This is a genomic window from Haladaptatus ordinarius (assembly GCF_054177595.1).
On the sequence record NZ_JBPEHH010000031.1, the window covers coordinates 24,499 to 45,622 of the forward strand.

The window sequence follows — 21,124 nt, forward strand, 5'->3', positions numbered from 1 at the left end:
ACACCGTCGAGGAGAACGTACGAACGATGCCGAACGGCCTCGCGTGGTTCGTCGTGCTCGCGCTCGGGAGCACGGTCGTCGTCTGGAAAGGAAGCGATATGTTAGAGCGAGCGAGCAAGCGTCTCTCGCTGTACTACGGCTTACCTGCTATCGTCCGTGGAGCCATCGTCGTCGCCGTCGGGTCGAGTTTCCCGGAACTGTCGAGTACGGTCATCGCGACCGTCCGTACCGGTTCGTACGATTTAGGCGTCAGCGTCATCATCGGGTCGGCCATCTTCAATCTGCTGGTCATCCCGGCACTCTCCGGAATCTTCGCCGACGGCGTGGAGGCAGACCGGGCGGTCGTGTACAAAGAGGCGCAGTTCTACATGATCGCCGTCTCGGTGCTCACCATCACCTTCGCGCTGGCGGTCATCTACCATCCCGTCCCCGACGTGCGCCTCGGCGGAACCGTCACGCGGCAGCTCGCGCTCATCCCCGTCGCGTTCTACGGCGTGTACATCTTCACACAGTACCAGGATACGCAAGACTACGACGCGGGCGAGACACCCGACGACGTGCAACCGCTCCGCGACTGGGCCACTCTGCTCGCCAGTCTCGTCCTCATCGCGGTGGCGGTCGAAGGGCTCATCGAGTCGGCGCTCGGGTTCGGCGACATCTTCGGGACGCCGAGTTTCCTCTGGGGGCTGACCGTCGTCGCCGCCGGAACCAGCCTTCCGGATACGCTCGTGAGCGTCCGGGCCGCACGTCAGAAAGAGGGGGTCACCAGCCTCGCAAACGTGCTCGGGAGCAACACGTTCGACCTGCTCATCGCGGTCCCGGCGGGCGTCCTCGTCGCCGGTTCCGCCCCTATCGATTTTGCCGTCGCCGTCCCGATGATGGGCTTTCTCACGCTCGCCACCGTCGTCGTCTTCGGTATCCTCCGAACCGAACTACAACTCACGACGGTCGAAGCGTGGATACTGCTCGTCGTCTACCTGCTGTTCATCGCGTGGATGGTGTTGGAGACGGTCGGCGTGACGCGTCTCGTCCCTGGAGCGTGAGTTGGACGGAATCGACCGGTAGAACGCTCCAGTGTCGAACTACTCCGCTCGTGATTCGTGCCGTAGTTCGTCCACGTCGAAACGAATCGTCTCGGAATCATCGACCCGAACCCGAATCGTTTCGAGTTCTCCATTGACCAGTTTCGGGAGTTCGTTCTCGAACTTGCGATAGTGGTCCGTCTCGACGTGTGCCTCCAGTGCCACGACGTCCTCGTACTGCTCGAAGAACCGGAGTACGTTCGGATTCTCGACATCGACCATCGCTCGGTAGCGAACCGTCCCATCCTCGTTTCGTGACTGTCCCGCGAGTGATTCGGCTGCCTTGATTGCTTTCGCCCGATACTCGGATTTGATGGGGATGCTCGTGTGGACTATCAACATATCTGATAGGAATGCCTGTGTGGACTATCAACATTACGACTACTCCGTCGAGGGTGCTGAAAACAGCCTGGAGAACCACATTTCACGCGACGTACCGACGAGTCCGGAAGGGTTCGTAATCGACCGGTAACGAAGCGACGGGCCAGCGACACGACTCGGAAAAGCAGCAGGCGACACGACCGCCGGAGGCTGTCCCACCGACCGTGAGCGAGGAGTGTAGTCGTTCGAAAGAGCGAAGCGCTTGCGAACGATAGCAATCGGTTGGTGCGAAAAGGTGGGTTCTATAGTCCCCCACCAATTTGCAGGTTATAATGAGCTCCGACGACCTCTATCTGACACTCGAACGAGTCGGAGAACGGTTCAATCTCGGGGAGTACGAAATCGACGCCTATCTCACAGTGCTCGAACACGGGCGGCTGACTGCGAGCGAAATCGCAGAGCACACCGACATCCCGCAACCGCGGGTGTACGACACGGTCCGGAGTTTGAGCGACCGAGGCCTCGTCGAACTCCGCGAATCCCGACCGATGAAGGTCATCGCCATCGACCCCGAGGAAGCGTTCTCCGACGTGCAGTCGTCGCTCGACGACATGATAACCAACCTCGAAGCGCGGTACACCGCCCCGGCGCGGGACACCGAAGCCGTCTCTCTGGTGAAATCGCGTTCGACTATCCTGCGCTACCTCGAAGACGTCATCGACGTCGCAGAGTACGAACTCGCGCTGTCGCTGACGCCCGACCTGCTCGAACGGTTCGAGGACGAACTCGCAACCGCCATCGACGCCGGCGTGAGTACGGAACTGCTCGTCACGCCCGCCTCCGAAGCACCCGGACCGGAGGAGTTCGCCTACGAGAGCGTTGCCACGACCGCCCGCGCCCGCCGGGGCATCACCACGCCCGTCATCGCAGTCGCGGACGGCGAGTACTCGATGTACGCCACCCAGGACGCCCTGCGCGACGATCGCGACCGCTACGGCGTCATCTTCAACCGCTCGGCGCTGGGCTTTCTCGTCTCCGGCTTCTTCGGCACCGTGCTCTGGACCACCGCCGAACGCACTCTCTTCGCCGACGGGACCGACCGAACCTTCCCCCGGCGGTACGCCTCCATTCGACGCTGTGTGAAAGAGATTCAGGGGCTCGACGGCGAGTTCTACGCGACCATCAAGGGCCGCGACATCGAGAGCGGGATCGAGCGAGTCGTCCGGGGAAGAGTCGTCGGCTTCTCCTTCGAAGGCGGCGAGCGCGTCGCAGGAATGTCGGTCGAGACCGAGGACGGCACCGTCACGGTCGGCGGGCAGGTCGCCGCACTCGAAGACATCGAAGCCCACGAGATTCGAATCGGAACGGACGAACCACCGGCCTACGAACGGTGAACCCGCCACCGAGTGTCAAAACGTAAAGACGCGCTTGTCGCACGCCGGGCAGGCCAGCACCTCGTCGGGAGGAGACATCGGACTCGTCCCACTGCCACAGCAACGGTCGGCCGTCGTTTCTTCGAGTTCTACACCGCAATCCGGACACTTCTGGAGGAACGCCCGGAGCGCACTCCCCGACTGGACACGAACGTCCGGGTCGAGGCCGCGCTCTGCGAGCACCCGGACCGCCGCGACCTCGGCGAGTGCGACGGGTCGCGTGAGCCACTGTTCGCTTTCGGGATCCCCGGTCGAGACGACGACCCAGTCGCCACCCTCGACGAGTTCGACGTCGACGGGGCGGGGCGACGACTCGCCAACTGCCTGTGCGAGGTCGTGGTCTCGAACGCGAACCATCTCGGCGCGCCAATCGGTTCGGAATCGTTCGTCGAGGTGGAGGGAGTCGCCGACTGTGAGAACGATTCCCGCATCGAGGAGCGATTCGACCACGCGTTCGCCAGCGTCTTCGGCGTCGCCCGCCAGCGTGCCGGGTTCGGACTGTCGGTGTGATTCGAAAAACAGGTCGGAAAACGACGGTGCGAACTGCGGCGTTCCGGGGACGAGATACCCGCGGAGACCGATCGTGACACCGCCGACGAGTCCGAGTGCCGAGGCGACCGCGAGTCGGCGGGCGCGTTTCGTGGGGAGATATCGAGTAACGCCCACACACGCGAACAACAGTAACGCGGCGTTCAGCGCGGTGCAGGGCCAACACCGGTTTTCTCCCGTGTACTCGGGCTTTCGGAGACGGTCGAGCATTGGTGGGTGTTGGGCGGCGACCAGTTTGAGTGTTCGGGCGAGACGAACCGGTTCGCGGCGTTCCAACGCCACGAGACGACGACGAGAGTCGTCGACGAGACCGCTCACCGGTGAGACTACTCGAAGGCGGGCGACGGAGAGTACGACCGCCATCCGAGTTTCGTCGAGGTCGGATGAGTCCGGTCTGGAGAAGCGATACGTTAATCTCCTCGGCGTGTTACGGTGTACCTATGCGGGTTCGAGACTGGCAGGACATCCTCCAGGACGTTATCGACCACGACGTCGACCCTCGGGGATGGCGGGCCGCCGGGGGTACGCGAGCAGGTGGCGTCGGCGAGGATCTGTATCTCGCCCACCCGAGAGCGGGACTCTACCACCTGAAGACGTACGCGAAAAATCCCTACGAGGTGAGAGGCGTCGGCACGCAACTCGCTCGAAAGCTGGACGACGAAATCGGAAGCTACCTCCCCGAAGAGAAGTTCCGCGGTGGTCGATTCGCCGTTCGTCACCCCGAACAGGCACCACCAGACAAGAAAGAAGCCAAAGCGCGGGCGAAACGTCTCGAAGAGACCATCAAGGCACACGCCGACGCGCCGACCTCGCCCGCCGACCTCTTCGACGACGTGATGGAGGCCGTAGAGAGCCCGGCGTTCGGGCCGATGGATTTCGACAACTACGACCGCCCGAAGTCGGTCGACGACCTCTCGGACACCTTCGAAGAGGCGGAGAAACTGCTGAGTTCGGAACTGGACGACCTCATCGACGAGGACGAGGTCGGACAGGGGTTCCAGTAACGTCACCGACCCCATCTCGTCGGGGTTTATGCACGTCCCGCCCGCACCCATCCTGCATGGATGCCGAGGACACGGTACACGACTACTACGATGCGCTCCGGCGGGGAGACCCTCTGCAACCGTTTTTCGCCAGCCGAGACGATATCGTGAAGTTCGGCATCAGCGAGCGTCTTTCGGGGTACGACGCCATCGCGGACGGATTACACGAGCAGACGGAGACGACCGCCGACTGGAGCGTCGAGAGCAAACGATTGCAGGTGGTCACGGGGAACGAGTTCGCCCGATTTACCGACGACGTCCGACTCGCGTGGACGGACACCCGGACGGGCGAACGGCGCTCCTTCGATACGCGGTGGAGTGGCGTCCTCGAACGGACCGAAGACGAATGGGTTTTCACCGGCATGCACGTCAGCGTCACACGGGAACTCTGATGGTCGGACCGATATCTCGCGAAGAACGCACCGACGCGATGAATCGTCTGAAAGCCGCGCTCGTCCTCCTGGTCGGTGCTTCCGGCGGCCTCATCGCCCTCTACGGCGATGCCAGTGTGGTCGAGATGGTGGTGGCTGTGCTGAGTGGACTCGTCGTCGGTGGTCTGCTGGTGTGGTATCTCGGCTGGATAGCGCCCTGAGAAATCGGTGGTCGGGTGAACTGTCCGTGTCCGTGCGTCGACTCACGCCCTCACTCGCGCCAACCACCGCTCTGGGTGGTCGAGTTCCTCGCTGTCGGGGAGGTTCTCCGGTGACTCCCACACGCGGGTCGCGGTTTCGATGTCGGTTGCGTCGACGACGTACTCGAAGAACTCCTTTCCGCGCTCGTACTGTCTTCGTTTCAAACCGAGACCGAGCAGTCGCCGGACGAGTTTGGACAGCGGGTTCATCCCCTTCCGCCGGGCTTCGATTTTCCGCCGGAGGTCTTCGTACTCGTCGTCGAACGCCTCGTCCATGAGCAGTTCGGCGTATCCCTCTACGGAGGTCATCGCGGCGTCGAGTTCGCGGAACGCCTCGCGGTCGACCTCGCCGTGGGCCAGTGCTTCGACGCCCTTCTCCATCTGCGATTCGAGGTGATCAGAGAGCCACGGGGCCGCACCGAACTCCGCGGCGTGGGTCACCTCGTGGAAGGCGATCCACCTGCGGAATCGGTCGAAGTCCACGTCCAACTTCCCCGCGATTCGTACGATGTTGGGGTGGACGAAGTACAGCGCGTGGTCGTCACCTTCCGCGAGCAAGAGCGGGTCGTACTGTCCGAGGACGTTGTTGCCGAGGACCGCGAGCATCACCGACATCGACCCCGTGTTCAGAACGCGGGCGACGCCGGGTAACACCGTCGGTCCGTGTTCTTCGATGGGTTCCATCACGCGCCGAAACGTCGTTATGTTCGCGTCTATCCAGTGGTGGCGATTCTGGATTTCGACGGTGTCCGGCACGTCGAACGAGACGCCAGATACCTCTCGTACGCGAGTGCGGGCGTCACGCACGTCGGTCGCGTACCCCGATTGCTCTGCTGGCGAGAGGTCGATAGAGCCCGGTTCTGTCGCGGATTTCGCGGCTTCTGCGACCGCGCCCCAATCGATGGGGCCGGAACCGGTCGCACCGGTGACGGCCCGAACGCTACGATAGAGATTCACGATTCCCCGTTGGGTTCGAGGCGACAAAATGCTTCTGCCGTCTCACTCTCGGCGTCTGTTTCTGAGCACCGCCAGAACGATGACTGCGAGAAGGACCAACACCGGGCCGAGTTTCGCCGTAATCGGCGGTTTCTCCTCGCCACCGTCGGTTCGACCCCACTCGAGCGACGGCTCTGGCGACTCCGACGTCGTTTCGCCCACGTTGAGCGTGAGATTCGGTTCGTGTAGGTGTAGTTCGAAAACCCCCATACTCTCCCCATCGGTGGTCTCAGCCTTATCGGTTCGGGATAAATATAATATATATTACATTAAATGGCTATATTCGAGAGGTTGAAGACGCGTCGTCTCCCCTTCACCGGTATGAACGAGAGCCGACGTGAGTTTTTAGACACCCTGCTCACCACGCCGAGCCCCTCGGGATTCGAAGTCGCAGGCCAACGTGTGTGGGTAGAGTACGTCTCCGAGTTCGCCGACGAAGTACGAACCGACGAGTACGGCAACGCCGTCGCCGTCGTCGACGGTGACGACCCCGAACTCGCTTTTGCGGGTCACGCCGACCAGATAGGGTTCATCGTCGCCGGCATCGACGACGACGGCTTCGTCCGCATCGACCGGATCGGCGGCTCTGACCGCACCGTCTCGAAGGGCCAACACGTCGAGATACACTCCGAGGACGGCGTCGTTCGGGGTGTCATCGGTCAACGCGCGATTCACTTGCGCGACACCGAGGACGACGAGTTCGAGGACATCGTCGAACAGCACGTCGATATCGGGGCGAAAGACGAGGCCGAAGCCGCAGAACTCGTGGACGTGGGCGACCCCATCGTCTTCTCCCCGAGCGTCGAAGACCTCCACGGGACGCGGCTGGCCGGGCCGGGTATCGACAACCGCGTCGGCACGTGGGTCGCGGCCGAGGCGCTCCGACGCGCGGCGGAACGCGACGTGGACGCCACGGTGTACGCCGTGAGTACGGTCCAGGAGGAGGTCGGCTTGCAGGGTGCGAAGATGGTCGGGTTCGACCTCGCGCCCGACGCCATTGTGGCTATCGACGTGACCCACGCGATGGACAGTCCCGACGTGACGGGCGAAACGCGATTCAAGGACGTCGACATCGCCCTCGGCGGCGGCCCCGTCGTCGCGCGCGGCAGCACGAACCATCCCGAGGTCGTCTCCGCAGTGCGAATGGCGGCCCGTGACGCCGACATTCCGATTCAACTGCAGGCGTCGGGGATTCGCACCGGAACTGACGCGGACGCCTTCTTTACGGCACGTGGTGGCATCCCATCGCTCAACGTCGGACTGCCGAACCGGTACATGCACACGCCGGTCGAAGTCATCGACACGGCCGACTTAGAGGCGGCAGCGGACCTCCTGGCCGAGTTCGCAGTCCAGTCGAGCGGCAGCGACGGGTTCGCAGTCGACCTCTGATTCGGGGTCGAAGGGGGATGCGATTCTCGTTCCGGTACGTTTAAGAATGCAAACACTGGGTTTGATGATATGAGCGGACGACCACTCGACGTTCTCGAAGCGTCGCTAAACTCCGTGGTGACCGTGCAGTTGAAAGGTGGCGAAGAGTACACCGGCACGCTCACGGGCTACGACCAGCACATGAACCTCGTCATCGAAGACGAAGACACAACCATTATACGCGGCGATAACGTCGTTTCGATTAATCCATGACTGGTGCAGGAACCCCGAGCCAGGGCAAGAAGAACAAGACGACACACGTGAAGTGCCGTCGCTGTGGCGAGAAGTCCTACCACACTCGAAAGAAGGTCTGTTCGTCGTGCGGCTTCGGCAAGTCGAGCAAACGACGCGATTACGAGTGGCAGAGCAAAGCGGGCGACAACTAACCGCCTGCTGCGGATATTCTCGCTCTTACAGACACCGACCGACGAGCGGTAGCTGTCGCGTATCGGACAACGTTACACGAATGTGCATAATCCTCAAAACGAACGACTCGAATACAGCACGATAACGAGAGTTTTTACTATCGGCCCGCACTATTGTCGCCTATGTCAGGTGGCCGGGACGGGAACTTCGGGAAGCCAACCGAGAAGTGTGGCGTCGTCGGCGCGTCACTGGCGGGCCGTGACGCGGCACGCCCCCTCTACTACTCGTTGTATGCCCTCCAGCATCGCGGACAGGAGTCGGCAGGTATCGTCACGCACGACGGATTTCAACAGCACAGTCACGTCGAGATGGGTCTCGTCGGTGACGCCTTCGGCGAGGACGACGTCGACGGTCTCGCCGGAAGCACCGGAATCGGACACGTTCGGTATCCGACCGCCGGGAGCGTCGACGAGAGTTGTGCACAGCCCTTTACCGTCTCGTTCAAGAGCGGGTCGCTCGCGCTCTCGCATAACGGGAACCTCGTCAACTCGGAGGGGATTCGGGACGAACTCGCCGCGCTCGGCCACGCCTTCACGTCTGACGGCGACACCGAGGTCATCGCCCACGACCTCGCGCGCAACCTGCTCGAAGAAGACCTCATCCGCGCGGTCAAGCGGACGATGAACCGTATCCACGGGTCGTACTCGCTCGCCATCATGCACGACGACACCGTCCTCGGGGTACGCGACCCGGAAGGGAATCGACCGCTCGTCATCGGGGAGGTTGAGGACGGCTACGTCATCGCCAGCGAGTCGGCGGCCATCGACACCATCGACGGCGAACTCGTCCGTGACGTTCGCCCCGGCGAACTGGTCGTCCTCCAGCCCGACGGCGAAGGGTTCGACACCTACCAACTCGTCGAGCGCGAACAGACCGCCCACTGCTTTTTCGAACACGTCTACTTCGCGCGGCCCGACAGCGTCATCGACGGCAACCTCGTCTACGAGGTGCGGCGCGAACTCGGGCGGCAACTCTGGGAGGAAAGCGGCATCGAAACCGACGTCGTGATGCCCGTGCCCGACTCCGGGCGCGCGTTCGCGTCCGGATACGCGGAGGCGGCACAGGAGGATGGGTCCGACGTGGAGTTCGCGGAGGGGATGATGAAGAATCGCTACGTCGGGCGGACATTCATCATGCCGACGCAGGACGAGCGCGAACGCGCGGTGCGGCTCAAACTCAACCCCATCAAATCCACCGTCGAGGGGAAGACGGTGATGATAATCGACGACAGCATCGTCCGGGGGACGACTTCGACCCAGCTCGTCCAACTGCTCAAAGACTGTGGTGCCGAGGAAGTCCACATGCGAATCGGTGCACCACCCATCGTCGCGCCGTGCTACATGGGTATCAACATGGCGACCCGCGAGGAACTCATCGCCTCCGACAAGTCCGTCGAGGAGATTCGAGACGCCATCGCGGCTGACAGCCTCGCCTACCTCTCGAAGGACGCCATCGCCGACGCACTCGGTTCTGACCGAAGCGACCTCTGTCTGGGCTGTGTGACCGGCGAGTACCCCTACGACATCGAAAGCGAGGAGACCGACCGCGACGTGACACGCCCCGTCATCGAGGGTGCGAGCGACTGAGAAATCCCATCACAGTCACGCCGTGGGGGGCGAAGGGCACGTCGTTTCGGGGGGTTCGAACGCGACAGCGAATCGCCGGTCAGTAGACCACGTACAACAGCGCGTAGACGACCGTGCCGAGCGAGAACGACACCAGCCACAGCGAGGCCGCAATCTTCCCCACGCGGGGATGGCTCGTACTCGGAAGCACGCTCACGGGATGCGAGAGTGCCAGCAACAGGACGTAGTAGAGCAACGGGATACAGACGATGGCGAGGAGCATGTGAATCGCCAGCACCGGCAGGTAGACGAACTGGTAGACGACCTCCGGGCCGGGGAACTCGGTGGCTCCTTCGAGCGCCACGCGGTAGAGATAGAGGCCGAGGAAGGAAACGAACAACAGCAAACCAGCTATCATCCCGGCACGGTGGCGGGCGACGTTCCCGCGCCGAATCTCGCGCCACGCGCTCCCGATGACGGCTATCGCGACGACGCTGATGACGGCGTTGACGTGGGGAATTGCTGCGATTACCGTTTCGGGTGCCCGCGGAATCGAGCGTCTGGGGACGACACCGAGTACCGCGCCGAACACCAGTGCGAGCGAAACGACGGTCAAGAGCGCGGTCAACGCCGGAACGTTGTTTCGAACTGAAGATTCCATGGGTCGGGGTTCGTACTCCGTCGGGATACCAGTTACTTCACGATTCGATGCAAGCGCTCACTATCACACATCGGACAGGCTCCGTACGGCAGGTCGTAGGCTCGGGCACAGTCGGGACAGACGTAGTCGATGCGAGTGTTCCGAATCCGGTTCACGAAGCGGTGGAGCGGCACGGTTTCCGTATCGTCGTCGACGATAATTACGTTACCGGTAGTCGGTTGATAGATACGTGCGAACCCCTCTCGCTTCCGAGTCAAATGAAAGGCCTTTTATCGAGTCACCATCAACGATTGAGTGCAGAAAGACCCAGCGGGCGTGGGTAGCCAAGCTAGGCCAACGGCGCAGCGTTGAGGGCGCTGTCCCGTAGGGGTCCGCCGGTTCAAATCCGGTCCCACGCATCGCACACGCGGCTTCGCCGCGGACCGTGAGGCGGTATCACCGCCGAACACGATGCAGGTGGTGCCCTTCGAGGACATCACCCACGCACAATTCTACTGACGCTACACCGACCAGCCGAGGCTGGCGAATATTTTTGGACGAAAAACCGAACCTTGGGGCCGGAGATGGGTATCTCAGAGTCGGATGTAGGCGTAGTCTCGCGCCTGGAGACGGGTCAGTTCGCCGACACCAGACGAGACCACTTCAACACCGCTCACGAGATTCGACTCGTCCACCGCCGGGTTTCGTATCGCGTTGCTACACACCTTGTACTCGACGTTTCGGCTGATGAGAGTCCGAACGTCCGCGGTGACGTCGGAGTCACGTTCCAGCGTGGCGATGGCCTCCCCGGAATCGAAGAGGACGGCGACCGACTCCAGGTCGAGCGTCTCGTCTGCGAGCAGGTTCTCGACCTTCGGGACGGTGAGTTCGGCGGCGTCGGGCGTCGAGACGTGAAAGACTGTGTTCATGTGAGGATAGTGGTGGGCGTTAGAACCCCTCGTGCGTCGCGATGCGGTCGCGCCACGCAGGCGGAATCGGACACGGTTCGCCTTCGTCCGCGTCGAACGCGACCTGGACGACGTCGGCGGTGGCGGCCACGTCGTCGCCGACGCGAATCTCGTGGTCCATCGGGATGCTCGACTCGCCAAGTTCGGGGACGCGGGTGGCGACGGTCACCTCGTCTGCCGTGGTAATCGACTGGCGAAAGTCGATTTCGAGATGCGCGAGGACGCCCTCGATTTCGTCCATCGAGCCACCCACGACGTCCCGGAAGTAGTCGATTCGCGCCTGTTCGAGGTACGTCGCGTAGACGGCGTTGTTGACGTGTCTCATCGTGTCGAGGTCGCGGTAGCGCACCTCGACGTCGGTCGTGTGGGAAAATTCGTCCATGGAAACGGTAGCCTGAAGCGGGGTAATCCGTCTGTCGATTCGGAGTAGAAACGACGAACGGTCGGTCGGGTCACCTCGTGGTGGTCCATCCCTGTCTCCGCGTCACAAATCCTGTCATCGATGCGAAAATACTTTATCCGAACCACCTATTTTTCGCCAATGGTAGACGCTACGAAAGAGCCGGACGTTCGCACGAGGCTGATGAACGGTGTCGCTGTCCCGTCCGTCGAGCCGGAAGAGGGCCGTGACAACCATCCCGACCACGAACACGCCTCGATTCGTTCGCTTCGTCGGTTCGTTCGCCCCAGCGACAGCGTCGTCGTAGTCGGTGGTGGAGGGGTGTCTCGACGGTGGTTGCCGCACGGATGACACACTTCGAGGGCGAGGTCACGACGTTCGAACCCACGTCGAAGATGCTCAAAATCATCGAACGGACAGTCGAAGTCAACCGCGTCGCCGACCTCGTGACGCTCGAACACGCCGCGGTAGGCGAGTTTGTGGGGGAGGAACTGTGGGGCGAAGCCGACGGCGAGCGTCGGTCCCCGGATACGATTCCGGAGTGTGACGTGCTGGAATTGGACTGTGAAGGTGCGGAACTGGACATCCTTCGCTCGCTGGAGATCGACCCGAGAGTCATCATCGTCGAAACGCACGACCATCTCGGCTCCCCGCCCGAGGAAGTCAGAGCAGCGTTGGAACGCCTCGGCTACGAGATCGTAGACGAAGGTACCGCTGGCTTCCACGACGACCTGGTTGTCCTGACGACGACTCGGAAAGCCGTTCCGGAGTGAGGTTCAGACCGGCGCTATCTCGTGGTCGAACGTCTGCACCTCGACGGCGCGTCCCTCGGGGTCGTCCGCGAAGAAGTGGTAGATGTCGTAGCGCGGATTCTCCGCCGGTCGTTCGCGTGCACAGTCGGCCAACTCGTCGTACAGGGCGTCGACGCCCTCGCGGTCGTCCGTGACGAACGTGAGGATGCCGTCGGTGTCCGCCGCGTCGCGCTCACAGAAGCCAAAGAGCAGGTTGTCGAACTGGAGGATGGTGCAGTCTGGCTGTTCGAGCCACACCTCCGCGCCGAGACGGCCGGTGTAGAACGAGACGGTTCGCTCACGGGATTCACTGGCGAAAAAGACGATTCCACGCATACCGGCGATGACGGCGCGCGGTGAAAAAAGGATTCCCGTCCTACTCCGACCGAACCATCACGTCGGTCGCTTTGACGACCGCGGTTAGCTCCATCCCCTCCTCGATTTCCAGGTTCTCGGCCGATTCGCGGGTGACGACTGCGGTGACCGTCTCGCCGTCCACGTCGATGGACACTTCGGCCGTCACGTCGCCGGTTTCGACGGCGACGACCTCGCCACTGAGTCGATTTCGTGCACTTAACATAGCTTCCCCCTGCGCGAAGACGGCGACAGAACCGAAAAACGTTCGGGCAACCTTTGCTCCGAGGGACAAACGCGATATTGAAATGTGGCCCCTCCCTAACAGGTGTATGGCAAAATACTCGACCGGGAACTCGTCCGGCAGCAGCGGTGGCGGTTCCTGTGAACTCTGTGGGAAAGCCACCGACTCGCTGACCGAGGCGAGCGTCGCTGGCGCACAGTTGGAGGTCTGTCAGAGCTGTGCGAGCCACAACGACGCGGCGAAGACAGAACGACGAGAACCCGAAGAGCCGAGCGAGCAGAATCGAAAGCGCCGGGCCGCACAGCACACGGCGAAGTTAGACGACGCCCGCAAAGGCGACGCCAGCCACTGGGAAGAGGAGGGAACGAACTACGACGACGACCCGCTGCCGTATCTCGTCTCGAACTACGGCGACCGCGTGGTCGAAGCGCGTCAGGAGGCCGGCCTCCAGCGCGGGGAACTCGCCGACGAACTCGGCATCCAGGAGAAACACCTCCTCGCCGTCGAACAGAACCGGGCGAATCGCGCGGGCGTCGGCGGGTCGGTCATCGAATCGCTGGAAGACCACCTCGACGTGACGCTGTCCGAGTCGGCGTAGCGTTTTTGTCCGCCCGTTTCGGAGAACGGGTATGACTCGCGCGCCAGCAGACCCCTATCGGACGAGTTTCGACGCGACCATCTCGGCGCTCGATGGTCGTGACGTGGTGCTCTCAGAGACGTACTTCTACGCCGAGAACGGCGGCCAACCAGCAGACAGAGGAACGCTCGGAAACATCCCCGTCGCCGACGTACAGGAACGCGACGGCGAGGTCGTCCACACGCTACAGGACGGGCCAACGCCGAATTTCGACGTCGGCGACACCGTCGTCGGACAGATAGACGAACAGTTCCGAACCTACTGCATGCGAGCGCACACCGCGAGCCACGTGCTGTACGGTGCGGGCCGCAGAGTGTTGGACGACCTCGGCTACGGAGGATTCGACATCGGCGAGGGGAAAGTTCGCGTCGACTTCCAGACGTCGACCGACATCGACGACGACGTCCTCGTCGAACTCGAACGCCTGACGAACCGCGCGGTCTGGGATTCGCTACCGGTCTCGTGGGAACAGGTGCCGAAATCGGAGGCGCTGGAGCGCGGAGAAATCGCGTTCAACACGAAGACCGAAGAGGGCGTGTTGAGCGATTCGGATACGGTTCGCGTCGTCGAAGTGGAGGGATGGGACACCGCGGCCTGCGGTGGGACCCACGTCGAGAACACCCGCGAAATCGGCCCCGTGACCCTCCTCGACCGGTCGAACCCCGGCGAGGGGCTGACGCGGGTCGAGTTCGCAGTCGGCCCGCCGGCCATCCGGGTGCGAACCGACGAGAAACGCGCCGCACTCGACGCGGCGCGAGTCGCGGGGACGAGCGTCGCGGACCTGCCAGACGAGGTCATGCGCCTCACGGACGAACTGGCAACCCTCGAATCCGAACTACAGGATGCGAAATCGCAACTCGTCGGCGCGAAACTCGAAGACCTCGCGGACGAGACGATAACCCGAAACGGCCACGAGTGGCTGGTCGGCACCATCGACGGCGTCGGTCCGAACGAACTCGCAGACCGTGTCAGGGAACTCGCAGGCGACGTGGCAGACGTGGTCGTCCTCACCGGCGAGGACGGCGCGACCTTCCTCGTCGTCGGAACGGACGGCGACGTCGAAGCGGGCGACGTGGTAGACGGCGTAACCGCCGAGTTCGGGGGCGGCGGTGGCGGGAGTCCGACGTTCGCACAGGGCGGTGGGCTGTCGGCGGGCCCGGAGGACGTGGTTCGGTTTCTGCGCGAGTAACGAAGGCAGCAGACGCGAGGTTTCGCCGAATTTCGCTCCGACCACCTTCCAGTGAACCCTCGTACCGATAATGCCCTGCAGAGGGTGTCAGAGGCCTGAACAGTGGTTTTTCGATCATATTTATTTAATTGCCCGGCGTAATTTTCGAGAGTCCCGGTCGCGTGACCTAGACGGGGGGAGACCTGGCTCGAGGGGAACGAGCAACTACGCACGAAACCGAATCGTCGACCGTCGGAGTACCAACCACTGAACGAACGGCGGGCGATTACGTCCCGCTCGTCTTTCCCGCGGGGGTCATCCTCGCTGGAGTCGCTCAGATTCTCCTGTGGAACGTCCCACCCGTGGAGGCCTTCTTCCTCGCGTTCTTAGTGGTGGTCGTTGGTCTACAGGGGTTTTGGGCCTTTCTCGGTCATTATTTCAGACCCGACGGATTGCCGCGTTCACCGGCTGGCCGGCGGGCAACCCGTTTCAGAGGGAAGTCGCGTTCGCTAATCTCGCATTAGGGGTGCTGGGCGTTCTCTGTCTCTGGTTCCGCGGTGGGTTCTGGCTTACGATGGCGATCGGCATCTCCGTGTTCATGCTCGGTGCTGCCTTCGGCCACGTAAAAGAGATTCGAGCGACGGAAAATCGGAGTCCTGGAAACGCTGGTCCTATCCTCTCAACAGATATTCTGACGCCCCTCGTCCTGCTCACGCTGATGGTCCTTTATAATCTTTGAGTCGACGAATTTCGTCGTCTCCATTCCCACATCTCTCACTCGTTCAGTTTCTCCCGGACGACGCGCAGACGCAGAACGAGTATCTTTTTCCTCCGGCACTCGAAGACGGCACATGAACCTCTCTTCGGAACAGCAGGCCATTCGAGACGTGGCTCGGGAGTTCGCCGTCGAGGAGATTCGCCCGACTGCGGCGGAGTGCGACGAGAAACAGGAGTTCCCCGAGGACGTCTGGGACGGTCTCGCCGAACTCGACATGACGAGCATGACGGTGCCCGAAGAGTACGGCGGCCTCGACGTGGGCAGTCTGACCTACAGCGTCGTCAACGAACAGGTCGCCTACGGTGCGCTCTCCGTGGCAACTGCGCTGTCGGTTCACTGCCTCGCAACGTCGTGTATCGCGGAGTTCGGCGACGACGAGCAGAAAGAACGGTGGCTTCCGAAGATGGCCGAGGGCCGCCCCGTCGGGGCGTTCGCGCTCTCGGAACCGGAGGCCGGGTCGAATCCCGCCGAGATGTCCACCGAGGCCCGTCGGGAGGGCGACGAGTACGTCATCAACGGGAAAAAACAGTGGATAACGAACGGCAAGCGCGCCGACGTTATTGTCCTCTTCGCCAAGACCGACCGCGACGACCCCCGGAGCATCACGCAGTTCGTCGTCCCCAAGGATGCGGGCGTCGAAGTCGGGAAGAAAGAGGACAAACTCGGCCTGCGGGCGAGCGACACGACCAGTCTCATCTTCGACGACGTGCGGATTCCAGCAGCGAACCGGCTCACCGAGGAAGGACGGGGGCTCTCTGTGGCCTTCCACATCCTGACGGGCGGACGTATCGGCATCGCCAGTCAGGCGGTCGGTCTCTCGCAGGCGGCGCTCGACCAGGCCGTCGACTACGCGGGGGAACGCGAACAGTTCGGCAAACCGATCGGCGACATCCAGACTGTCAGGCACAAACTGGCCGACATGCAGACGAAACTCCAGGCGTCGCGACTGTTGACGCGGGACGCCGCCCGACTCGCAGACGCCGGGGAAGACCACCAGATGGCGGCGAGCATGGCGAAGTACTTCGCCAGCGAGTCGGCAGTGGACATCACCAACGAAGCGGTACAGATTCACGGCGGCTACGGGTACACCACCGACTTCGACGTGGAGCGGTTCTACCGCGATTCGAAGATAACGACCATCTACGAAGGCACGTCGGAGATTCAGAAGAAGGTCATCGCCCGAAACCTCCTCGATTGAGCCCAGTAGTTTTATAACAAATCCGAAAGATGAATGAGGCGATGACCATCTCGGACTCCTCGTCGCTCGTCGCGTTCGACGCGGACGCGGCGGTGGCCGCGCTTCGAGACACGACAGACGACGCGGTACACCTCTGCGTCGAGTACGACACCGAGGAGTTCAAGACGCTGTACGCAGACGATACGACGCTCTCGCTGTACGCAGACGAACGGGAGATGCTAGACCACTTCGACGAGGTGCTCTCGTACGTCCACGTCGACTTCATGGAGAAAGACCTCTTCGAAGACGTGTTTCGTGCTGCGGGTGACGTCCGATCGTTCGTCACGTTCATGGACCACGTCACGCTCGTTCGCGTGCTCGTCGGCCAGGAAGGACTGTTTTTCACGGTCGACCCCGACGCCGACGTGACCGACCTCGTCGAGACGGTCGAGACCTCTATCGAGTCGTAACCGACCGAAGTCCCTTTGCGCCCTGCCTGCTTACGGCGAGTCGTGACAGACGTTTCCGCAGTGGTGTACGACCTCGACGGGACGCTCGTGGACCTCGTCGTGGACTGGAACGAAGTGGCACGAAACGTTGCGAGCGTGCTCGAAAATCACGGCGTAGACGCAAGCGACGCCGACCTCTGGCGGATGCTGGATTTGGCCGACGAGGCGGATGCCCGCGACCCGGTCGAGGACGTCATCGCTGAACACGAGTGTGAGGGTGCACGACGCTCGACGCGCCTTCCACACGCCGACGAACTCGCGGAGCACGACGTGCCAGTCGGCGTCTGCTCGCTGAACTGCGAGGCGGCCTGCCACGTCAGCCTCGAAACGCACGACCTCACGGGATACGTTGATGCGGTCGTGGGACGCGATTCGATGGCGACGAGAAAGCCACATCCCGAACCCTTGCGTGCGACCCTGCGCGCGTTGCGCGTGGACGGTGATGCCATCTTCATCGGCGACTCGCGTCGAGACGAACTGACGGCGGAGCGGGCAGGACTTTCCTTCGAGTACGTCTGAGCGGTCGGCGGGACTGGCGTCAGTTCGTCTCGCCCGACCGCTGTGGACTGGCGAACGACTGCCCGAGCAAGAGCACGACCGTCCCGACCAGCGGGAGGAGGACGGCGATGACGAACACGAACACGGTGAGCAGTCCGCCACCCAGTCCCGTCGGCGGGTCGCTGAAGTCCACGAAAGCGGGCGGGAACGCGGCGAACACGACGACCGCGAGCCCACCCCACCGGAGGAGACGCCGCCGATTCGCATCGAGGGTCGCACCGAGTGGCAGCAACGCCGCCAGTGGCAATGCGATGGCAGTCGCTCGAAACGCGGTTTCGATGGGATTGGGAGCACTCGTCACGGCCGCCACCACAGTGGTCCCCGCGAACGCGAAGACCAGCCCACCGATAGCGATACGTGCGCCGCTGTACCGCCTTTGTCTCGTTTCTCGTGTTCGCGTCTCCCACGCGACGAGACCGACGGCGACCCCGAACAGCGTGGGGCCGAGCGCCGGGTGTAACTGAGTGGACCGGAGAACGACAGTTCCGAAAGCGACCGTTCCGACCACCCCAAGAGCGACGGTGGTCGCGGCTAATCGCCTCCCATCGACGCTGGGCGTATATGTTCGAAGGAGACCGACGACGCCTCCGAGTACGACGGTAAACAGCACGGTTTGCCAGAGGAGAAACGACTCGACGCTTCGGACGACGATGGGAAGTGTCGCCAACGCGAGCGCGCCCGTGGTTCGTAACTGAGTCGTCAGCGAATCGTCCGCGCCGAAGACAACGTAGGAAGAGCCTTTGAGGCTTGGCGCACTGTACGATTCGAGTTCGGTTTCCCCGTACCAGGTCACACTTCGACCGTCGACGCTCCCGCTTTCGGGTTCGTTCGACACGACGGTTCCGTCCGGGCCACGGATCGTAAACCGGTCGACGTTGAGGACGTACCACGTTTCGTACTCGCCATCGTGGAGGTAATCGACGACGAGGAGACCGGCGTGACGCGTCGCGGCATCGTCGTCGCGGATGGTGATGACTGCGACGTCGCCGTCCATGCGCGTGGAGACGAGAGTCGCTTCGTCCGGAAGTCCGTACCGTTCGTCGAGGAGTGTCTGTGCGAGTCGGTTCAGCCGACCGGGATTCTCACGAAACCGGTCGGCCCCGACGGAGAAACGGTTTCGAACGACCCACGTCGCACTGCCGTTCTCGTGGATCTGGACGACGACGGTGCTGTTCGTAACGGTCGCGTTGATGCCGCCGTCTTCCGCGGCGTCGGCAAAGACAGACCCACAGACCTGACAGACTGGCGTCGGTTGGGGGCTCGCCGTCGATGGGCCGATAACGGGGACGAACAGGAGGAAGGCGATGAGAGCGAGAACTCGTCGCATGCCACAGACTTGTTAGAGATACGGTAAATACTTTGTCGAAGACCGTTCGGTGGTTCACTTGGTTCCCACCACGGTCACCGTCGCGTTCTGGCGTAGAGATACACGGCGACTGCGGTGACGAACCAGACGATGGCACCCACGCGGACGGCGAAGGAGACGCGGGAGGCCCACGTCGGCAGGGAGACGCCGGCGACGACAGAGAGGAGTGCGACGAGGGGTGCGCCGACGAGGATGGTCGTGACGAAGGTGACCTGCATCACCCACCCGTAGTCGATTCCCTCGGGTTCGTACGTCTCGACTGGTTCGGGCACAGGTGAACGCGAGTACCGAGTCGGCTTAAGAGTTGTCAGGTCGGGTTCCGGTGAATACATCATCGACCGGGCAGATTAAGCCCTCGGACGAGAAGTTCGAGGTATGCCAACGGTGAGGGACATCCGTGCCAAGGCGGGCGAAGAACCGATTACGATGCTGACGGCGTACGACGCGCCGACCGCGAGTATCGTGGACGAGGCTGGCATCGACATCATACTCGTGGGCGACAGTATGGGGAACACAGTACTGGGATACGATTCGACGCTCCCCGTCACGGTAGACGAGGTAGCGAGTCGAACGGGTGCAGTCGTCCGAGGCGTCGACGAGACGCTCGTCGTCGCCGACCTCCCGTTTCTCAGTTTCGGCTACGACGAGAAGAGTGCGGTCGAGAACGCGGGTCGGATGCTGAAAGAGGAGGGCGCGAATGCCGTCAAGATAGAGAGCGGAACGCACACGGTCGAGTTGACCGAGACGCTCTCGCAGGTGGGGATTCCGGTGATGGCGCACCTCGGATTGACGCCACAGCACGTCAACCAACTGGGGTACGCCCGACAGGGAACGACGCAGGACGCAGCAGACGAGATGCTCGAACTGGCCCGTGACCACGAGGAGGCTGGCGCGTTCTCGCTCGTCCTCGAACACGTCCCGGCGAACCTCGCGGCGACTATCACCGAAGAACTCGACATTCCGACCATCGGTATCGGTGCCGGCCCGGAGACGGACGGTCAGGTGCTCGTCATCAACGACGTAGTCGGACTGGGCGACTGGAGTCCCAGTTTTTCGAAGCAGTTCGGCGACGTGAAAGGCGAGATGGAACGTGCGGTCTCGGCGTTCCGTCACGAAGTGGAGTCGGGCGAGTTCCCGGCGGACGAACACTCGCACGTGGAAGACGACATCGACGGCGTGTACTGAATCGTCGCTTCGACGTCGACTTCGTCAAACGAGACGGAGTTCGCTTCGGTCGTTCTCTCACGACACCGCTACGCCCGGTCAGCGAGAAACTGCGTTAGCGTTCCATTGAACGCCTCTGGCGTTTCGAGCATCGTGAGATGAGCGGCCCCTTCGATTTCGGCACACCGTCCATCGCGCACGTTCTCGGCCAAAAATTCGTGGTACCACGGCGGCGTGAGCATATCGTGTTCGCCGACGACGGCGAGCGTCGGGGCGGTGATCTCGTTCACCCGGTCGCGCACGTCGAAGGTGTGACAGGAGTGGAAATCACGACTCGTGACGCGCTGGCCGACCTCGTACATCGCTTCCTTCGAGAGTTCGACGTAGCGGTCATCCGGGTCGTGAAAGAGCCGGTCGCCCTCGTGGAGGAACTCGACGGCGCGGTCGAAATCGTCGTTGAGCCACGCGAGCAGGTCGTCGAGCACGGAGAGTTTCGCGCCGGTGCCGACGAGGACGAGGGCGTCGGGGTCGAAATCGCGTTCGAGGACCAGGTGCATGACGACTGCGCCGCCGAGCGAGTTGCCGACGAGCGTGCGGGCACCGGTCTCCTCGGCCACCGCCAGTACGTCGTCCGCGTACGCAGAGAGCGTCCCCCAGCCGGGGTCGGAGTCGACGTCTTCGGACTCGCCGTGGCCGCTCAAATCGAGTGCGACGACGGGAAACGACGAGCCGAGTCGAGCGAGTTGCGCTTTCCACAGTTCGTGAGTCGCGCCGCTACCGTGGACAAACAGCACGGGTTCACCCTCGCCGCCACGGTCTACGTGGCGGTAGGCCGTCGTCCTGTCGTGGTGTGTGACCGTCTCCATGCTTCTCTTTCTCCCGCGTAGCGTATAAAC

The 21,124-nt window shown here is 62.6% G+C and carries 31 protein-coding genes and 1 tRNA gene; 19 read left to right on the plus strand and 13 right to left on the minus strand.

The genetic code is table 11. From position 1 onward, the window contains the following. The first annotated feature begins 26 nt into the window (after window positions 1-26). A complete protein-coding gene (locus ACR3FF_RS12975) occupies window positions 27-1,043 on the plus strand; it encodes a sodium:calcium antiporter (protein WP_458188492.1) in 1,017 nt (338 codons plus the stop codon). A 39-nt stretch (window positions 1,044-1,082) separates the two neighbouring features. Here the strand turns inward: ACR3FF_RS12975 and ACR3FF_RS12980 are convergent, their stop codons facing one another. Beyond that, on the minus strand, window positions 1,083-1,424 hold the full coding sequence (locus ACR3FF_RS12980; RefSeq protein ID WP_458188493.1) for a putative quinol monooxygenase: 342 nt from the start codon (window positions 1,422-1,424) through the stop codon (window positions 1,083-1,085). Window positions 1,425-1,735: 311 nt separating this feature from the next. Here ACR3FF_RS12980 and trmB point away from each other — a divergent pair, with 311 nt between their 5' ends. Next, entirely contained in the window at window positions 1,736-2,797 is a 1,062-nt protein-coding gene (gene trmB / locus ACR3FF_RS12985) for an HTH-type sugar sensing transcriptional regulator TrmB (RefSeq protein WP_458188494.1), read from the plus strand. Window positions 2,798-2,812: 15 nt separating this feature from the next. On the opposite strand, the gene ACR3FF_RS12990 is transcribed toward trmB, so the two are convergent. After that, a complete protein-coding gene (locus ACR3FF_RS12990) occupies window positions 2,813-3,748 on the minus strand; it encodes a DUF8054 domain-containing protein (protein WP_458188495.1) in 936 nt (311 codons plus the stop codon). 77 nt (window positions 3,749-3,825) lie between these two features. Between ACR3FF_RS12990 and ACR3FF_RS12995 the strand changes: the two genes are divergently transcribed. From ACR3FF_RS12995 to ACR3FF_RS13005, 3 genes are read left to right on the plus strand one after another with little or no spacing between them, the layout of a single operon-like run. Next, window positions 3,826-4,389, plus strand: coding sequence for a hypothetical protein (locus ACR3FF_RS12995; RefSeq protein ID WP_458188496.1), 564 nt, complete (start codon window positions 3,826-3,828; stop codon window positions 4,387-4,389). A gap of 56 nt (window positions 4,390-4,445) precedes the next feature. Then, window positions 4,446-4,820 (plus strand): nuclear transport factor 2 family protein, encoded by a 375-nt coding sequence (locus ACR3FF_RS13000; protein WP_458188497.1) that lies wholly within the window; start codon window positions 4,446-4,448, stop codon window positions 4,818-4,820. Then, complete coding sequence (locus tag ACR3FF_RS13005; RefSeq protein ID WP_458188498.1) at window positions 4,820-5,020, plus strand: hypothetical protein; 201 nt, start codon at window positions 4,820-4,822, stop codon at window positions 5,018-5,020. Before ACR3FF_RS13000 ends, ACR3FF_RS13005 begins: the two co-directional genes overlap by 1 nt. Window positions 5,021-5,062: 42 nt before the next feature. Here the strand turns inward: ACR3FF_RS13005 and ACR3FF_RS13010 are convergent, their stop codons facing one another. Next, complete coding sequence (locus tag ACR3FF_RS13010) at window positions 5,063-6,016, minus strand: zinc-dependent metalloprotease (RefSeq protein ID WP_458188499.1); 954 nt, start codon at window positions 6,014-6,016, stop codon at window positions 5,063-5,065. 42 nt (window positions 6,017-6,058) lie between these two features. Beyond that, a complete protein-coding gene (locus tag ACR3FF_RS13015) occupies window positions 6,059-6,265 on the minus strand; it encodes a hypothetical protein (RefSeq protein WP_458188500.1) in 207 nt (68 codons plus the stop codon). A gap of 111 nt (window positions 6,266-6,376) precedes the next feature. Between ACR3FF_RS13015 and ACR3FF_RS13020 the strand changes: the two genes are divergently transcribed. From ACR3FF_RS13020 to purF, 4 genes are all read left to right on the plus strand, one after another. Then, window positions 6,377-7,444 carry a M20/M25/M40 family metallo-hydrolase gene (locus ACR3FF_RS13020; RefSeq protein ID WP_458188501.1) on the plus strand — a complete coding sequence of 356 codons (1,068 nt, stop codon included), beginning with the start codon at window positions 6,377-6,379 and terminating at the stop codon, window positions 7,442-7,444. 69 nt (window positions 7,445-7,513) lie between these two features. Beyond that, entirely contained in the window at window positions 7,514-7,696 is a 183-nt protein-coding gene (locus tag ACR3FF_RS13025; RefSeq protein ID WP_049970133.1) for an LSM domain-containing protein, read from the plus strand. Beyond that, window positions 7,693-7,869: a 50S ribosomal protein L37e gene (locus ACR3FF_RS13030; protein WP_458188502.1), complete on the plus strand. Its 177-nt coding sequence runs from the start codon at window positions 7,693-7,695 to the stop codon at window positions 7,867-7,869. The genes ACR3FF_RS13025 and ACR3FF_RS13030 overlap by 4 nt, the downstream gene beginning before the upstream one ends. A gap of 162 nt (window positions 7,870-8,031) precedes the next feature. Further along, window positions 8,032-9,495 carry an amidophosphoribosyltransferase gene (gene purF, locus ACR3FF_RS13035; RefSeq protein WP_458188504.1) on the plus strand — a complete coding sequence of 488 codons (1,464 nt, stop codon included), beginning with the start codon at window positions 8,032-8,034 and terminating at the stop codon, window positions 9,493-9,495. A 79-nt stretch (window positions 9,496-9,574) separates the two neighbouring features. Here purF and ACR3FF_RS13040 read toward each other — a convergent pair whose 3' ends face one another. Together ACR3FF_RS13040 and ACR3FF_RS13045 are read right to left on the minus strand one after the other, a co-directional pair. Next, a complete protein-coding gene (locus ACR3FF_RS13040; RefSeq protein WP_458188505.1) occupies window positions 9,575-10,135 on the minus strand; it encodes a DUF420 domain-containing protein in 561 nt (186 codons plus the stop codon). A gap of 32 nt (window positions 10,136-10,167) precedes the next feature. Next, the gene (locus ACR3FF_RS13045; RefSeq protein ID WP_458188507.1) at window positions 10,168-10,392 is read right to left on the minus strand and encodes a hypothetical protein; all 225 of its coding nucleotides are present in this window, start codon (window positions 10,390-10,392) and stop codon (window positions 10,168-10,170) included. A 56-nt stretch (window positions 10,393-10,448) separates the two neighbouring features. On the opposite strand from ACR3FF_RS13045, the gene ACR3FF_RS13050 reads away from it, so the two are divergent. Continuing rightward, window positions 10,449-10,533, plus strand: a tRNA-Leu gene (locus ACR3FF_RS13050). A gap of 174 nt (window positions 10,534-10,707) precedes the next feature. Here the strand turns inward: ACR3FF_RS13050 and ACR3FF_RS13055 are convergent. Continuing rightward, complete coding sequence (locus tag ACR3FF_RS13055) at window positions 10,708-11,043, minus strand: DsrE family protein (protein WP_458188508.1); 336 nt, start codon at window positions 11,041-11,043, stop codon at window positions 10,708-10,710. A gap of 19 nt (window positions 11,044-11,062) precedes the next feature. Continuing rightward, on the minus strand, window positions 11,063-11,464 hold the full coding sequence (locus ACR3FF_RS13060) for an acyl-CoA thioesterase (RefSeq protein WP_458188509.1): 402 nt from the start codon (window positions 11,462-11,464) through the stop codon (window positions 11,063-11,065). Between the two features lie 159 nt (window positions 11,465-11,623). Here ACR3FF_RS13060 and ACR3FF_RS13065 point away from each other — a divergent pair, with 159 nt between their 5' ends. After that, window positions 11,624-11,833, plus strand: coding sequence for a hypothetical protein (locus ACR3FF_RS13065; RefSeq protein ID WP_458188510.1), 210 nt, complete (start codon window positions 11,624-11,626; stop codon window positions 11,831-11,833). Next, a complete protein-coding gene (locus ACR3FF_RS13070) occupies window positions 11,830-12,255 on the plus strand; it encodes an FkbM family methyltransferase (protein WP_458188511.1) in 426 nt (141 codons plus the stop codon). Before ACR3FF_RS13065 ends, ACR3FF_RS13070 begins: the two co-directional genes overlap by 4 nt. A gap of 3 nt (window positions 12,256-12,258) precedes the next feature. Here ACR3FF_RS13070 and ACR3FF_RS13075 read toward each other — a convergent pair whose 3' ends face one another. Both ACR3FF_RS13075 and ACR3FF_RS13080 read right to left on the minus strand, forming a co-directional pair. Further along, window positions 12,259-12,609 (minus strand): VOC family protein, encoded by a 351-nt coding sequence (locus ACR3FF_RS13075; RefSeq protein WP_458188512.1) that lies wholly within the window; start codon window positions 12,607-12,609, stop codon window positions 12,259-12,261. A 40-nt stretch (window positions 12,610-12,649) separates the two neighbouring features. Then, a complete protein-coding gene (locus ACR3FF_RS13080) occupies window positions 12,650-12,853 on the minus strand; it encodes a TOBE domain-containing protein (protein WP_458188513.1) in 204 nt (67 codons plus the stop codon). A gap of 106 nt (window positions 12,854-12,959) precedes the next feature. On the opposite strand from ACR3FF_RS13080, the gene ACR3FF_RS13085 reads away from it, so the two are divergent. The 6 genes from ACR3FF_RS13085 (at window position 12,960) to ACR3FF_RS13110 (ending at window position 17,659) form a co-directional block, all read left to right on the plus strand. Continuing rightward, the gene (locus tag ACR3FF_RS13085; RefSeq protein ID WP_458188514.1) at window positions 12,960-13,469 is read left to right on the plus strand and encodes a helix-turn-helix domain-containing protein; all 510 of its coding nucleotides are present in this window, start codon (window positions 12,960-12,962) and stop codon (window positions 13,467-13,469) included. Window positions 13,470-13,500: 31 nt separating this feature from the next. Further along, complete coding sequence (locus ACR3FF_RS13090; RefSeq protein ID WP_458188515.1) at window positions 13,501-14,697, plus strand: alanyl-tRNA editing protein; 1,197 nt, start codon at window positions 13,501-13,503, stop codon at window positions 14,695-14,697. A 325-nt stretch (window positions 14,698-15,022) separates the two neighbouring features. After that, window positions 15,023-15,415 (plus strand): DUF6790 family protein, encoded by a 393-nt coding sequence (locus tag ACR3FF_RS13095; protein ID WP_458188516.1) that lies wholly within the window; start codon window positions 15,023-15,025, stop codon window positions 15,413-15,415. Window positions 15,416-15,527: 112 nt separating this feature from the next. After that, window positions 15,528-16,652 (plus strand): acyl-CoA dehydrogenase family protein, encoded by a 1,125-nt coding sequence (locus ACR3FF_RS13100; protein WP_458188517.1) that lies wholly within the window; start codon window positions 15,528-15,530, stop codon window positions 16,650-16,652. Between the two features lie 41 nt (window positions 16,653-16,693). Beyond that, window positions 16,694-17,101, plus strand: a complete 408-nt coding sequence (locus tag ACR3FF_RS13105) for a DUF7522 family protein (protein ID WP_458188518.1) — start codon at window positions 16,694-16,696, stop codon at window positions 17,099-17,101. Window positions 17,102-17,143: 42 nt separating this feature from the next. Then, window positions 17,144-17,659, plus strand: a complete 516-nt coding sequence (locus tag ACR3FF_RS13110; RefSeq protein ID WP_458188519.1) for an HAD family hydrolase — start codon at window positions 17,144-17,146, stop codon at window positions 17,657-17,659. A 19-nt stretch (window positions 17,660-17,678) separates the two neighbouring features. Here ACR3FF_RS13110 and ACR3FF_RS13115 read toward each other — a convergent pair whose 3' ends face one another. Both ACR3FF_RS13115 and ACR3FF_RS13120 read right to left on the minus strand, forming a co-directional pair. Next, entirely contained in the window at window positions 17,679-19,025 is a 1,347-nt protein-coding gene (locus ACR3FF_RS13115) for a hypothetical protein (protein ID WP_458188520.1), read from the minus strand. 74 nt (window positions 19,026-19,099) lie between these two features. Then, window positions 19,100-19,336, minus strand: coding sequence for a DUF5822 domain-containing protein (locus ACR3FF_RS13120; protein WP_458188521.1), 237 nt, complete (start codon window positions 19,334-19,336; stop codon window positions 19,100-19,102). 103 nt (window positions 19,337-19,439) lie between these two features. Between ACR3FF_RS13120 and panB the strand changes: the two genes are divergently transcribed. Further along, window positions 19,440-20,249 carry a 3-methyl-2-oxobutanoate hydroxymethyltransferase gene (panB, locus tag ACR3FF_RS13125; RefSeq protein WP_458188522.1) on the plus strand — a complete coding sequence of 270 codons (810 nt, stop codon included), beginning with the start codon at window positions 19,440-19,442 and terminating at the stop codon, window positions 20,247-20,249. A 68-nt stretch (window positions 20,250-20,317) separates the two neighbouring features. Here panB and ACR3FF_RS13130 read toward each other — a convergent pair whose 3' ends face one another. Beyond that, window positions 20,318-21,094 carry an alpha/beta fold hydrolase gene (locus tag ACR3FF_RS13130; RefSeq protein WP_458188523.1) on the minus strand — a complete coding sequence of 259 codons (777 nt, stop codon included), beginning with the start codon at window positions 21,092-21,094 and terminating at the stop codon, window positions 20,318-20,320. Between the last annotated feature and the right edge of the window lie 30 nt (window positions 21,095-21,124).

Excerpts from the sequence above, each read along its gene's own strand:
- ACR3FF_RS13065 (WP_458188510.1), top strand. The coding sequence starts at position 11,624 with ATGGTAGACGCTACGAAAGAGCCGGACGTTCGCACGAGGCTGATGAAC.
- purF (WP_458188504.1), top strand. The coding sequence starts at position 8,032 with ATGTCAGGTGGCCGGGACGGGAACTTCGGGAAGCCAACCGAGAAGTGT.
- ACR3FF_RS13115 (WP_458188520.1), bottom strand. The coding sequence starts at position 19,025 with ATGCGACGAGTTCTCGCTCTCATCGCCTTCCTCCTGTTCGTCCCCGTT.
- ACR3FF_RS13040 (WP_458188505.1), bottom strand. The coding sequence starts at position 10,135 with ATGGAATCTTCAGTTCGAAACAACGTTCCGGCGTTGACCGCGCTCTTG.
- ACR3FF_RS13105 (WP_458188518.1), top strand. The coding sequence starts at position 16,694 with ATGACCATCTCGGACTCCTCGTCGCTCGTCGCGTTCGACGCGGACGCG.
- ACR3FF_RS12990 (WP_458188495.1), bottom strand. The coding sequence starts at position 3,748 with ATGGCGGTCGTACTCTCCGTCGCCCGCCTTCGAGTAGTCTCACCGGTG.
- ACR3FF_RS13075 (WP_458188512.1), bottom strand. The coding sequence starts at position 12,609 with ATGCGTGGAATCGTCTTTTTCGCCAGTGAATCCCGTGAGCGAACCGTC.
- ACR3FF_RS13030 (WP_458188502.1), top strand. The coding sequence starts at position 7,693 with ATGACTGGTGCAGGAACCCCGAGCCAGGGCAAGAAGAACAAGACGACA.
- ACR3FF_RS13090 (WP_458188515.1), top strand. The coding sequence starts at position 13,501 with ATGACTCGCGCGCCAGCAGACCCCTATCGGACGAGTTTCGACGCGACC.
- ACR3FF_RS13130 (WP_458188523.1), bottom strand. The coding sequence starts at position 21,094 with ATGGAGACGGTCACACACCACGACAGGACGACGGCCTACCGCCACGTA.
- ACR3FF_RS13015 (WP_458188500.1), bottom strand. The coding sequence starts at position 6,265 with ATGGGGGTTTTCGAACTACACCTACACGAACCGAATCTCACGCTCAAC.
- panB (WP_458188522.1), top strand. The coding sequence starts at position 19,440 with ATGCCAACGGTGAGGGACATCCGTGCCAAGGCGGGCGAAGAACCGATT.
- ACR3FF_RS13085 (WP_458188514.1), top strand. The coding sequence starts at position 12,960 with ATGGCAAAATACTCGACCGGGAACTCGTCCGGCAGCAGCGGTGGCGGT.
- ACR3FF_RS12980 (WP_458188493.1), bottom strand. The coding sequence starts at position 1,424 with ATGTTGATAGTCCACACGAGCATCCCCATCAAATCCGAGTATCGGGCG.
- ACR3FF_RS13060 (WP_458188509.1), bottom strand. The coding sequence starts at position 11,464 with ATGGACGAATTTTCCCACACGACCGACGTCGAGGTGCGCTACCGCGAC.
- ACR3FF_RS13005 (WP_458188498.1), top strand. The coding sequence starts at position 4,820 with ATGGTCGGACCGATATCTCGCGAAGAACGCACCGACGCGATGAATCGT.
- ACR3FF_RS12995 (WP_458188496.1), top strand. The coding sequence starts at position 3,826 with ATGCGGGTTCGAGACTGGCAGGACATCCTCCAGGACGTTATCGACCAC.
- ACR3FF_RS13100 (WP_458188517.1), top strand. The coding sequence starts at position 15,528 with ATGAACCTCTCTTCGGAACAGCAGGCCATTCGAGACGTGGCTCGGGAG.
- ACR3FF_RS13025 (WP_049970133.1), top strand. The coding sequence starts at position 7,514 with ATGAGCGGACGACCACTCGACGTTCTCGAAGCGTCGCTAAACTCCGTG.
- trmB (WP_458188494.1), top strand. The coding sequence starts at position 1,736 with ATGAGCTCCGACGACCTCTATCTGACACTCGAACGAGTCGGAGAACGG.
- ACR3FF_RS13080 (WP_458188513.1), bottom strand. The coding sequence starts at position 12,853 with ATGTTAAGTGCACGAAATCGACTCAGTGGCGAGGTCGTCGCCGTCGAA.
- ACR3FF_RS12975 (WP_458188492.1), top strand. The coding sequence starts at position 27 with ATGCCGAACGGCCTCGCGTGGTTCGTCGTGCTCGCGCTCGGGAGCACG.
- ACR3FF_RS13055 (WP_458188508.1), bottom strand. The coding sequence starts at position 11,043 with ATGAACACAGTCTTTCACGTCTCGACGCCCGACGCCGCCGAACTCACC.
- ACR3FF_RS13000 (WP_458188497.1), top strand. The coding sequence starts at position 4,446 with ATGGATGCCGAGGACACGGTACACGACTACTACGATGCGCTCCGGCGG.
- ACR3FF_RS13020 (WP_458188501.1), top strand. The coding sequence starts at position 6,377 with ATGAACGAGAGCCGACGTGAGTTTTTAGACACCCTGCTCACCACGCCG.
- ACR3FF_RS13070 (WP_458188511.1), top strand. The coding sequence starts at position 11,830 with ATGACACACTTCGAGGGCGAGGTCACGACGTTCGAACCCACGTCGAAG.